We start from the raw sequence: 11,718 nt of genomic DNA, 5'->3' as shown, positions 1-11,718 counted from the left end.
AGAGAACGAAATGAGTGAAAAATTGACGCCGAAGCAGCGTGAAGTGAATCGGGTGGTGGAAGCGCTCACCCAGGCTATTGGGCAGCATAAGCTGCGTCCAGGGACGCGTTTGATTGAAGCGCAAATTGTTGAGGCGCTACAGGCTAACCGTAATCATGTGCAGACCGCGCTTCAGCGGATGGCTGGCCAGGGGATTGTGACGATTGAACCGAATTACGGGGCAATGGTTGCGCGGCCAACGGCAAAACAGGCCCGCGAGGTTTTTATTGCCCGTAACGCCATCGAGTGCGCGATTATGTCCTGCATCACGCCGGAGAAAATGGCGCTTTTCGCCGAAGAGATCGCCTGTCAACAGCACAACGAGCACCAGTCGCTGCACGCGCAGGATCGGCGGCGTATTGTTTATGAGCTGGGTGCATTCCACGAGCTGATGGCAAGAATCGCGGATAATGACGTGCTGCGCGATATCCTGAATAATTTAATGGTGCTGAGTTCGTTGATTGTAATGCTCTATCAGCAGGATGTGACGACGCATTGTCAGTGCGATGAACACAGCAATATCATTGCCGCGCTGAAGGCCGGGGATTCGCTTCGCGCCCAGGATCTGATGCGAGAGCATCTTAACGACCTACTGCAGCAGCTCAACCTGGACGAAACCCCGCAGAATTTTATGACGCTGTCGCAGGCGCTGGAGATGGGGGAAGGGTAATTCGAGAGAAATGCATGTCCCCATTGAGGTGATGATGTGGCGTCATGAGTGAGGAATTTGACTAGTTAACGACGCGTGAGATTGCAAATGAAATGGATACGAGTATTTACAGCATGCGCTACTTGCTATGCCAAATGGAAATGACGGGAGTCGTGATAAGTATTAAAACAGGCAAAGGCCGGAGTCATACACTGCGTTGGAAATTAGCTAGCTAGTTCTTAAAAAGAATATTCAAAATGCTGTGTCATGCTAAATTGATAATAACGTCAATGTATTATTCAATCTTCCTCTAAAATGATCGGCTAACTTCAATAATTTCAACGCCAGCCCTGGCCGGGAAAGGTTTTAACTGAGAATGACCGGTAGGTTTGCTGTTTACCTGATTCGTTTTGTTTCAGGAGGCTAACCGCAAACCTAACGGTCTCAGTTGTTCGGACAGTGAAGCGATGGGGGCTATACCCGCTCAATCCTTGCCGGCAACCCCTGACGCACCGCCGCGCCGGAGACCCAGTCAAGCCAGGTGTTGCTCACCTCTCGCGTGGGGTCCGCGAATCCCAGATCGTTAAGGTTAATACCTGATTTGACCTGCTCTGCGACAGGCATAGCCTTGCCGTCGAGGATGTGCCGCGCCGCGCCCATTTCGCGATGCCCGTAGCCGTGTTCAATCGCGATAACGCCGGGCATCACCCCACTTAACAGGCTAATGACAGCTTCAACCTGGCCGCCGGGCGTGGATATGCGCACTCTGTCGCCATGCGCCACACCGAAACGGCGGCCGTCCTGTGGGTTCAGCGCCACCAGGTTGGTCGGCTTGAGGTGATGCAGGCGCGGGATCACCGTTGAGGCGCTGCCCATGGTGTTGGATTTAAATGAGATCAGCTTCAGCGGCCACTGCTGTCGCGGGAAAAGCGCTTCGACAGCGCGTCCGTCGGACAATCTGGCCGGATACCATGCCGGGCAGCCGCTGTAGCGCTCGCCGGTGATGGCATGGCGATGGGCGGCAACCTCCGCGTTCCAGATTTGCAGCGGTTTTTCCCACAATTGACCGACGCTATTCTCCGCTCGACCGCTTTTGTCCGGCGCGAAGCGCCCGCCGCGGGAATAGATAAAGGCTACCCGGCTCACTTCTTCCGCTTTCAGGGTCTGGCTAATAACCGGCAGAATACGCTGCACCCCGGTCAGCGTCAGATCCTCGCTGCTGGCCTCGGCAACCGGCGCTTTACCCATAAACGCAATATTGGCGGCCATGCGCAGGTAATAGTCCTCAGCCCGGTTGAGTGGATAGCGGTTACCCTGAGCATCGGTAATGGCGTTTTCGCCAAATCCGGGCAGATCAAGACGCTTCGCCACCGCGATGCAAAATGCCTCCATTGACACTGGCTCACCGTCAGCGGTTTTTGCGGTGGCGGCAGGGACGACCGGCCAGCGGGCGGTGGTGGCTTTACTGGCGACGCCAGCCCACGGCGCGCTGAATCCCCAGCTTTCGAAATTATGGGTATCGGGAACGATATAGTCGGCCAGGGCGGTGGTTTCGTTCATAAAGGCGTCGATAGCGATAAACAGAGGTAGGCGCCGCGGATCTTTTAACTTCTCTTCAGCGACGGTCCGTAACCCGGGAACGCCGTACAGCGGGTTGGTCATATTGGAGATCCACGCCTTCAATGGATAAGGGTAACCTTCGAGCGCCGAGGTCAGTAGCTCGGTCAACTGCCCGGCGACGAACGGATACCATGGAGCTTTGGCCGGGTAGGGGGAGACGCCCGCCGCCGCCTTGCGGTGATACTCTTCAGAGGATTCATACGCTGTTTTGCTGCGTGCGATGCTGAGCCCTTTCGGCTTCACTTTACCGACAAAGCTCTCCAGGTTGTAACGCGGACCGTCTGTCGCGCCGTTGAATTTGCCGCCGCCGACAAACACGCCGCCTTCCAGGCTGAGATTCCCGATTAACGCATTAAGCATCATGACCGCCCAGGCGTTGTAGAATCCGTTGCCGGCCATCATGCCGCCGTGGGTAATGACCGCGGCTTTACGGCCATGACGGGTAAAGGCATCCGCCAGCGCCGCGATCTTATCTTCCGCGACGCCGCACTGCTGGCTGTACTCCGCCAGGGTGAGCTTTTCAGCGGACTCTTTCAGCAGCTGGAAGCCGCTTTTGACCGTCACGCTGCGCCCGTCCTGCAGGGTTAGCTGGCGCGTTACAAAGAGCGCGCCGCGCCGGCAGCCGCTGGCGGCGACAGCATCACCGCTTTCGTTAACCACCACCGGTTCGCTGGCTCCCTCCGCATTCAGGTGAGCAAGGGTTAGATGCTGCCCGGCCAGCCCGGGCTTATCATCGGCGATCACCAGGTGTGTCGCATTGGTCCAGCTCTTTTCACCGACCAGCTTCATTGCCTGTGCGCCCGGTATTGCCAGATAGTCGGCGTTGTAGCGCTGGTTTTCGATAATCCAGCGGATCATTGCCATCGCCAGCGCCGAATCGCTCCCGGGGATGACCGGCAGCCAGTGCCCCCGATCGTCTGCCATCACCGTGGTGAGCGGCAGCGCGGGGGCGACAACGACATACTGAAAGTCATCGCGCAGGCGGGCGCTGGCCAGCTGTCTGGCCTGGCGTTTAAACGGATTGCCGGACTGGGCGGGTGAAGTACCCATAAACAAGGCAAACTCGACGTTGTCCCAGTCAGGCTTCACGTGCGGATTTTTATCCAGATCGCCCATTAATGCGCCGGAACCCGCACGATAGGCCAGCCCGCAGTAGGAGCCGTGAGCGCCGAAGTTTTTGCTGCCGAAGCTGTTCAGCGCAAAACGGCGTAAAAAGGTATCGCGCCCGTCGTCGCTGGTATTGGTGACCAGTAGCTGGTTGGTTTTTGGGCCGAATCCCGGATGCTTTGGATCGATGGGCGTTGTCGGCGCATAAATGGCGCGCAGGCCATCAACATGCCCCTCGCCAAACAGATCGCCGCCTTCCACCACCTCTTTTACCAGTTGATCGAAGCTGATGCGCTGCCATTTCCCTTCGCCGCGCTTACCGACGCGCTTCATAGGTTCAAGAATACGCAATGGACTGTACAACCCCTCCAGCAGCGTCGCACCGCGCGCGCAGGCGGTAGAGCGGGCGTCTAGTCCGCTTTCGCCCGCCAGCTGCGCCATCGCGATTGAAAAAGGAACGGAGGCGTCAATGTGGTGTTCATGAGAGAGCGGATGATACGGGTTGCCGGCAATGCGCAGCGCTTTACCTTCTTTGCTATCAACCCTGACGCGCACGCCACACTGGGTCCAGCAGCCAAAGCACTGGGTCATCGAAATCACCTGTTGCGGATTTGGCTGCCAGCCGGAACTGACCTGAGCTTCCGGGATCAGCGCGTTGCCGAAGATACGATCGCGGGTCACTTTCCCGGAGGTGCCGTTGAGCAGGCCGTCAAGGGCGCGCTTTGCCACCTCCCGATAGCTGAGGGCGAAAGATGCCATTCCGCCTGCGGCCAGGCCCACTTTAAGCCACTGACGACGGGTTAAATTAGTCATGTTGCCTTCTCCTGGCGAGTCCGTTCACGGTTTCACTTACAATAATCAGCAGCGCAATCCACAGGCCGAAGGTGCCAAGGATTGCGAGCCAGCCGTCGGTACCGACCGGCAGGGTATAGGGATTAAACTGGGCATTAAACTTAGGGATAGTTTGCCCCTGAATCAGCAGCGTCCAGCGCATCAGCCAGCACAAGGCCATGGCGCTACTGGCCTGTAAAGCGCGAAGGGGGAGGTTGAGCGAATAGCGCAGCGCATGAATAGCAAAGCCCAATGACATCAACCAGAAGGCAAACCAGCCGAAGGCGTAATGACGGGCTGAAGACGAGATAGCCAGCCATTGCCGTATCGCGGTGCCGGACAGGGTATCGCCGCTGACCCACATCGCCACCACCACGGCCAGCAGGATCAGCGCCGAGAGCTGCCACCGCGCCAGGCGCCGCTGAAGGGGAAAATCATCGCGTGTTGCCACAATCAGTAGGGCGAAAAAAGTTTGCAGCGCGCTAAAGAACATCGCCAGTGGGAAGGCGTAGCTGAACCAGACCGGTCGGGCCAGAACAACTGAAACTTCACGTCCGGTATAGACCAGCAGGCCAACCGCCGTGAGGGCGCTGGCAAGCGCAACCCATTTGGTGACGCCGTAACTTTTATTGAAAAGCTGTTTGATCCACTGCGCCACAAACCACCAGCCTAAAAACAACGTGAACAGCGGCAGAAACAGCGCCCCCCATGGCATCCACGACCAGGGCGTGGGGTAGGCGTAAAAGTGCCAGAAGCGGGCGGTCTGATGCAGATCCGCCGTTAGCGCCAGCGGCGCGGTAATCGCGCAGGTCAGCGCAATCAGCAGCGTTAGCCTTTCCAGCGTTTCATCGTGTCTTTTGCGCCAGTGAAGCAGGCAGGCAAACAGCGCCGCGCAGGCGGCAATACCAATAAAAAAGAAATACTGCACCGCCCACGGTAGCCAGCTCACCTCTTGCGGACGCGCCAGCACCTCTTCGATCATCAACGTATGCGTCATTCAAACCTCCTGCCAGAGCGCGGGTTGGGCATCTCCCATCAACGGGGTAACAAACGCCTCGTCGAGTCCGAGATAGAAAACGTGGGGGACGGTAGCGTTTTCCGGCTTCAACACTTTGATGGCGTCATGGTGCAAAGCGAGCATCTGCGAGATGCGGCTTTGAGGATCCTGGATATCACCGATGATCCGCGCGCCGCCGACGCAGGACTCGACGCAGGCGGGGAGCAACCCGGCCTCCAGGCGATGAACGCAGAAGGTGCACTTATCGGCGGTTTGCGTCTCATGGTTGATAAAACGCGCGTCATAGGGGCAGGCCTGGACGCAATAGGCGCAGCCGACGCAGCGGGTGTTATCCACCACCACAATGCCATCCTGACGCTGAAAGGTGGCCTGCACCGGGCAGACCGGCACGCAGGGCGGGTTATCACAATGGTTGCACAGCCGCGGTAGCAGGACGTTGGTGATCCGATCGTCCAGCTGCACCTGATATTGATTAACGTGAGTGCGAAACGCCCCCAGCGGCGTCTGATTCTCAATTGCGCAGCTGACGGTGCAGGCCTGGCAGCCGATGCAGCGCCGCAGGTCAACCAGCATGGCATAGCGGTGTCGGGAGGCGCCTTCGCGGCGGGCTGGCGAAAAGGGAAATTTCGCCTCCGCCAGCGGCACCAGAGACGCGCCGGCGGTCAATACGCCCAACTGCGCCAGAAACTGTCGTTTACTGCTGTCCATTTTTTCCCCTCGGGTGGCAATAACGAAATATTTGTCACGTCATTGTTTTGCATGTGATGAATAAACAATGTTGATGATTTACAGTGTAAAAATCGCGGCGAGGTCAGCTCTATTGTGGTTAACCACATACCCGGCGGGTTGTTGATCTAAAACAACATAATGAACAGGGACAATCGAGTGAGAGCGAAAACGGTGCAGCATCTGACGCTGCTGGTGACGGCGCTCCTGCTGAATAGCAGCGGGTGGGCGGCGTCGTGGAATATCGGCGTTCTGGCCATGCGCGGCGAGGTCTTAACCCGCAGCCACTGGCAGCCGCTGGAGGTGGCGCTCAATCAGCAGCTAACGGATCAGCAGTTCCATATTCAGCCACTCGATCTGCAGCAGATGCAGGAGGCGGTCAATAACGGCGCGGTGCAGTTCGTGGTGACCAATCCGGCGCAGTTTGTCCAGTTGAATAGTCATTCTTCCCTGCGCTGGCTGGCCTCTTTGCGCTCTTCGCAAGGGACAAGCAACGTGATCGGCAGCGTTATTTTGACTCGTCGCGACAGCGGTATTGCGTCGCCGGCCGATCTGATCGGCAAAACGGTAGGGGCCATCGATCCTCAGGCGTTCGGCGGCTATTTATTGGGATATAAGGCGCTGATCGATGCCGGGCTGCGGCCGGAACGCGATTTGCACCTGCGCTTTAGCGGGTTTCCCGCCGACGCGCTGATCTACCTGCTGCGTGAACAGGCGCTGCAGGCGGCGATTGTGCCGGTGTGCCTGCTGGAAAAAATGGCTAATGAGGGGCTGGTGGATAAAGGTGATTTTACCGCGGTCATCGAGCGGCCAGCGGCGATGCCTTGTTTAACCAGCACCCCGCTGTATCCCGACTGGTCGTTTGCCGCGCTTCCGGCGGTGAGCGACGCGCTGGCGGATCGGGTGACCCGCGCCTTGCTCAATGCCCCGGCTAACGCCGCCTTTCACTGGGGAGCGCCCGCGTCGACCCGCCAGGTTGAAGCATTGCTGAGCGAAGTTCAACAGCACCCCCAGCAGCGACGGCTGTGGCTTGAGGTAAAAAGCTGGCTTATCCAGCACCGGTTAATCATGGGCGGCATCGGGCTGGCGCTGCTGTTGCTGACGTTGAATTATATCTGGGTGATGCTGCTGGTGCGGCGACGCGGGCGACAGCTTGAACGCAACGCCATCCGTCTGCGCGAGCAGGAGCAGGCGCTGCAAACGGCGAGGCAGATGAGCGTATTGGGTGAAATGACTTCGGGATTCGCTCACGAATTAAATCAGCCGCTGTCGGCTATCCGCCACTATGCGCAGGGCTGCACGATCCGTTTGCAGAAACAGGATCCGCAGCATCCCTTACTGCCCGCGCTGGGCCATATCGATCAACAGGCTCAGCGCGGGGCGGAAACGCTGCGCAACCTGCGCCATTGGGTTAGCCAGGCGCACGGGAAGCCGGGACGCACGGAGACCTGGGAACGCATCAGCGTTCGTCAGGCCATTGACCATGTCTGGCAGTGGCTGCGAATGCCGCAGCAGTTTCCCGGGCTGTTGCTCAACAGCGATGTCGATCGCCCGTTAACGCTCGTCTTACCGCCGGTGCTGCTTGAACAGGTGCTGGCGAATCTGATCCTCAATGCGGCGCAGGCCGGGGCGAAGATGCTTTGGATTGACGCCCTTCGCGATGCCGGAGGCGTGAAGATCGTCCTGCAGGATAACGGCGGCGGTATCGCCGGAGCGCAGCTTGCACAGGCGTTTCAGCCGTTTGTGACCAGTCGTCAAGAGGGGATGGGGCTTGGGCTGGTTATCTGTCAGCGGCTGGTCCGCTATGGACGGGGGGAGATAAGCCTGACAAATCAAGCGGCACCCGATGGGCAACCCGGTGTCACCGTGGTACTGACATTCATGCAACAAGAAGCGCGGAGCGGCAATGGCGATAATTTATCTACTGGATGACGACCTGGCGGTGACTCAGGCATGTGCTTTTTTACTGGAAAGCCTGGGCTACGAGGTAATGTGCTGGGCAGAGGGGGACGCCTTCCTCGCGCAGGCCGATCTCTACCGGACCGGCGTTGTCCTGCTGGATATGCGGATGCCGACGCTGGATGGTCAGGAAGTACATGAGGCGCTGCGCCAGTGCGGCAGTACCCTGGCGGTGGTCTTTCTGACCGGACATGGCGACGTCCCGATGGCGGTAGAGCAGATGAAACGCGGCGCGGTGGATTTTCTGCAAAAGCCGGTTTCGCTAATGCCGCTGCAGGCGGCGCTGGAACATGGGCTCGCGGTCTCCGGCGAGCGCTTTGCACAGAAAAAAGTCGTCGATTGCTATCAGCGGCTTACGCCCAAAGAGCGGGAGCTTGCGCTGCTGGTGGTGAAAGGGCTCATGAACAGGGAAATTGCGCAGGCGATGAACATTGCCGTACGCACGGTGGAGGTCCATCGGGCGAGGGTGATGGAAAAGATGCAGGCCGGGAGTCTGGCGGAATTAGTCAGCATCTTACAGCCGGTTATCTCGTGATTTTATTGATTACGCTGAATGCAGAGTGGCGGGTTCCCGGCGTCAACAAAGCGGCGGTTGATATCAGAACACAAAAATTGGTAGGGAAGATGCAGGTAAACGTAATTGCAAATGATATTTATTTTCATTAATGTTTGCATTCCGTAAACTACTGTAAAGAAAAATTACATGTCAACCGCATCTCTGAAGCAGGTCGCGCGCCGCGCGCTGGTCATTTCGTTTTGTCTGCATGCTCTCTCCGCCTCGGCTAAGGATTTCAGCGAGCGGGAATTCCTCACTCAGTCTCTCGGCCACGGCGTTTATGAGCTGGCTTATGATAACGGTCAGAAGGCGCTGTATGCCGCTTCCGCACCCTCGTTTGATAAAGATAAAACTGTGGGGCTGGTCTTTCGACTGACGGCGGATTCTCTGCGGATTGATGAGAAAATCGCCACCGAACGCCGCGCCTTTGCGCTCTCTCTGGATGAAGAAAACCATATCCTGTATTTGGGCAATGCGCTGGATGGTTCGCTGACGCTGCTGGATACGCTGACCAATAGGGTGATTAACACTATTCAGCTAAGCGATGATTCAGATCCGGAGAAACAGGCTCACGTCCGTGAAGTCGTACTGGATAAGCTAAACCAGCGTCTGTATGTGTCAGGGATAGGGCGCAAGGGCCAGGGCCTGCTCTGGGTGGTCGATACCCGCAAGCAGCAGCTGATTGACACGTTGAAGAACATTGATCCGGTGGGGTTTGCCGTTGATACCTCGGGTGAAAAGGTTTATGCGGTGACCGGCAACGGGGAGTTGGTTACCCTCAATGGCAAAACGTCGAAACTGCTTTCCCGGGTGAAGGTTGACCCGGCTGAATCTGACCACTACTTCCTCAATATCGCCCTGAACACCGTCGCCGGAGTCGGATATATCGCCGATACCAATACCCGCGATGTGCTGGTGGTGCAACTGGACTCCGGCAAGCTGGTCGATCGTATCGCTTCGCCAAACTCCATCGCCGTGCTCTATCACGCCGGGCGCGATGAAATCTATGTGACCCATCGTAACGATCGCTCGATAAGCATCATCGACGCGAAAACCAACCATCTTAAACACACCATCAAAACGGCGGCCATGCCCAACAGCCTGGCGCTTTCAGCGGATGGCGGAACGCTCTATGCCAGCGTCAAACAGGACGAAAAAAGCAACCTGGCTGACTACGTTCTCAAGATTGATCTAACTAAATTTTAAGGATTTTTTGTGACGATGAAAACACGCCTGGACGTGGCGGTGGCGCTCGCCTTGAATCTACCCGCGGCAGCCTTCGCCGCAGATGGCGCTGTAGTAAATGAAGAACAGATGGTAGTGACCGCCACGGGATTCAGCCAGGAGAGGCGCGAGGCGCCGGCGACGATCTCGGTGCTCGATGAGAAGGCGCTGAATACCCGCTCAAATCAAAACATCACCGAAGCGTTGCGCGAGATGCCTGGCGTGCTGGTGGGCAACGGTCACGGCAGCCTGGCGACCGGCGATGTACAGATGCGCGGTATGGATTCGACCTATACCTCGTATATGGTGAACGGCATCAAGCAATCTACCCGAGAATCTCGTCCCTACGGGCATCATATTGGGACGGAAGCGGCGTTTATGCCGCCGCTGGCCGCTATTGAACGAATCGAGGTCATTCGCGGGCCGATGTCTTCGTTGTACGGCTCTGACGCTATTGGCGGCGTGGTCAACGTCATCACCAAAAAGGCGTATAACCTCGACACATGGACGGGGGTGCTGGAGGATAATTACTTCCTGCAGGAGAAAAGCGAATACGGCAATACTAACCAGACAAACGCCTTCTTTATGGGGCCGGTCGTGCCGGGTAAACTCGGGGTCAGCGTGGGCGCAGATTATCTTGACCGTCGCGACGATGACAGCCCGACCCAAGAACGTTTTGTTAAACATCAGTCCGGAAATCTGGATGCCACGATTTCTCTGTCGCCAACCGATACCCAGCTCTGGGATCTGAACGCCACCAAAGGTAATAAGGAGAAAACCCATAATGATAAAGAGTGGTACTGGGGTTTTGACCGCGATGCGGCATCGCTGTCACAGCATGCCTGGTACGGTGATGACCTGCTGGAGGTGAAGAACTTTATCAGCTACGAAAAGGCCCGCACGGAGTACCGCGTGCCCGGCATGGACCCGCAGTTTATTAAGCAGAATAATTTTGAGGCCAATAGCGCGAACACCTTTACGCTGGGCGATCACAAGCTGACGTTAGGCGTCAACTTTACGCGCAACGAGCTGAATGACACCTTCGGTATCGCCGACAAACAGGCGCCTGGCGTCACCCCGGTCAGTAAAATTACCCGCCACGGCTGGGCGGTATTCGCGGAAGACGCGTGGATGATCGTCCCGGACTTTACCCTGACGACCTCGGCGCGCCTCGATCATGATAGCTATTTCGGTTATCACGTTACGCCTAAGCTGTACGGTAACTGGACCATTGACGAAACCTGGGCGCTGAAAGGGGGCGTGTCCGCCGGCTATAAAAAACCGGATTTACGCCAGAATAATGCCGGTTTTACCAGCGTCTACGGGGCTTATCCTTATTCTGAAATCGGTATTGGCAACGACGATCTCAAGCCGGAACAAAGCATCAATACCGAGCTGGGCGTGTACTGGCAGCGGGATGCCCTGGCGCTCGACGCCACCCTTTTTTACACCAAATTTAAAGATAAAATCAGCGACCATACCATCTGTACTTCATCGGCTACCCAGAAGTGCCAATACAATGGCTATACCGCCGATAGCGTGTCGCAATATATTAACGTCGGTGATGCGCAGATCTACGGTGTGGAGCTGAACGGCGACTGGCAGGTGACCGCAGCGCTGAAGGCAAACGCCAACTATACCTACACCCACAGCGAACAGAAAAGCGGTGAGTATAAAGGCTATGCGCTAAACGATTTCCCCAGCAGTATGGCCAACGTTTCGCTGACGTGGAACACCACTTCCGATCTGGAACTATGGACCAAGGCCAGCTGGCGCAGCAGATCGCCGGATATCGGCAAGTCCAGCTCAACGGACGCCTACGCGCTGGTGGATTAAGGCGCGCGTTACCACCTGACTAAGCGCGTCACCCTGATGAGCGGGATCTACAATCTGTTTGATGTAAATCCGGTTTACACCACCGCCTACAGGCAGACGGCGATGCTGGAAGGGCGGCGCTATAATTTCGGCGGGCGCATTGAGTTCTGACAA

General features: G+C 57.1%; 8 protein-coding genes and 1 pseudogene. 6 read left to right on the top strand and 3 right to left on the bottom strand.

All coding sequences use genetic code 11. The features are described from left to right. Positions 1–10: 10 nt before the first annotated feature. Positions 11–709: a GntR family transcriptional regulator gene (locus IYV58_RS13860; RefSeq protein WP_004120246.1), complete on the top strand. Its 699-nt coding sequence runs from the start codon at positions 11–13 to the stop codon at positions 707–709. 80 nt (positions 710–789) lie between these two features. Next, positions 790–924, top strand: coding sequence for a hypothetical protein (locus IYV58_RS13855; RefSeq protein WP_227499465.1), 135 nt, complete (start codon positions 790–792; stop codon positions 922–924). Between the two features lie 238 nt (positions 925–1,162). Here the strand turns inward: IYV58_RS13855 and ttrA are convergent, their stop codons facing one another. The 3 genes from ttrA to ttrB are packed head-to-tail and all read right to left on the bottom strand — an operon-like array spanning position 1,163 to position 5,972. After that, the gene (gene ttrA, locus IYV58_RS13850; protein ID WP_195729083.1) at positions 1,163–4,228 is read right to left on the bottom strand and encodes a tetrathionate reductase subunit TtrA; all 3,066 of its coding nucleotides are present in this window, start codon (positions 4,226–4,228) and stop codon (positions 1,163–1,165) included. After that, a complete protein-coding gene (gene ttrC, locus IYV58_RS13845; RefSeq protein WP_195729082.1) occupies positions 4,221–5,243 on the bottom strand; it encodes a tetrathionate reductase subunit TtrC in 1,023 nt (340 codons plus the stop codon). Before ttrC ends, ttrA begins: the two co-directional genes overlap by 8 nt. Continuing rightward, positions 5,244–5,972: a tetrathionate reductase subunit TtrB gene (gene ttrB / locus IYV58_RS13840; protein WP_142471247.1), complete on the bottom strand. Its 729-nt coding sequence runs from the start codon at positions 5,970–5,972 to the stop codon at positions 5,244–5,246. 177 nt (positions 5,973–6,149) lie between these two features. Here ttrB and ttrS point away from each other — a divergent pair, with 177 nt between their 5' ends. The 4 genes and pseudogenes from ttrS (at position 6,150) to IYV58_RS13820 (ending at position 11,715) form a co-directional block, all read left to right on the top strand. Beyond that, entirely contained in the window at positions 6,150–7,922 is a 1,773-nt protein-coding gene (ttrS, locus tag IYV58_RS13835) for a tetrathionate respiration histidine kinase TtrS (protein WP_112165025.1), read from the top strand. Continuing rightward, on the top strand, positions 7,897–8,484 hold the full coding sequence (ttrR, locus tag IYV58_RS13830) for a tetrathionate respiration response regulator TtrR (RefSeq protein ID WP_004120256.1): 588 nt from the start codon (positions 7,897–7,899) through the stop codon (positions 8,482–8,484). The genes ttrS and ttrR overlap by 26 nt, the downstream gene beginning before the upstream one ends. A gap of 168 nt (positions 8,485–8,652) precedes the next feature. After that, positions 8,653–9,711 (top strand): 7-bladed beta-propeller protein YncE, encoded by a 1,059-nt coding sequence (locus IYV58_RS13825; protein ID WP_049115258.1) that lies wholly within the window; start codon positions 8,653–8,655, stop codon positions 9,709–9,711. A 15-nt stretch (positions 9,712–9,726) separates the two neighbouring features. Next, positions 9,727–11,715: pseudogene (locus IYV58_RS13820) on the top strand (TonB-dependent receptor domain-containing protein). Positions 11,716–11,718: the final 3 nt, after the last annotated feature.

The organism is Klebsiella sp. BDA134-6 (genome assembly GCF_015601345.1).
GTDB classification, from domain to species: domain Bacteria; phylum Pseudomonadota; class Gammaproteobacteria; order Enterobacterales; family Enterobacteriaceae; genus Klebsiella; species Klebsiella grimontii.
This window is presented reverse-complemented; position numbering and strand designations above follow the sequence as displayed.

Excerpts from the sequence above, each read along its gene's own strand:
- IYV58_RS13860 (WP_004120246.1), top strand. The coding sequence starts at position 11 with ATGAGTGAAAAATTGACGCCGAAGCAGCGTGAAGTGAATCGGGTGGTG.
- ttrA (WP_195729083.1), bottom strand. The coding sequence starts at position 4,228 with ATGACTAATTTAACCCGTCGTCAGTGGCTTAAAGTGGGCCTGGCCGCA.
- ttrC (WP_195729082.1), bottom strand. The coding sequence starts at position 5,243 with ATGACGCATACGTTGATGATCGAAGAGGTGCTGGCGCGTCCGCAAGAG.
- ttrB (WP_142471247.1), bottom strand. The coding sequence starts at position 5,972 with ATGGACAGCAGTAAACGACAGTTTCTGGCGCAGTTGGGCGTATTGACC.
- ttrR (WP_004120256.1), top strand. The coding sequence starts at position 7,897 with ATGGCGATAATTTATCTACTGGATGACGACCTGGCGGTGACTCAGGCA.
- IYV58_RS13825 (WP_049115258.1), top strand. The coding sequence starts at position 8,653 with ATGTCAACCGCATCTCTGAAGCAGGTCGCGCGCCGCGCGCTGGTCATT.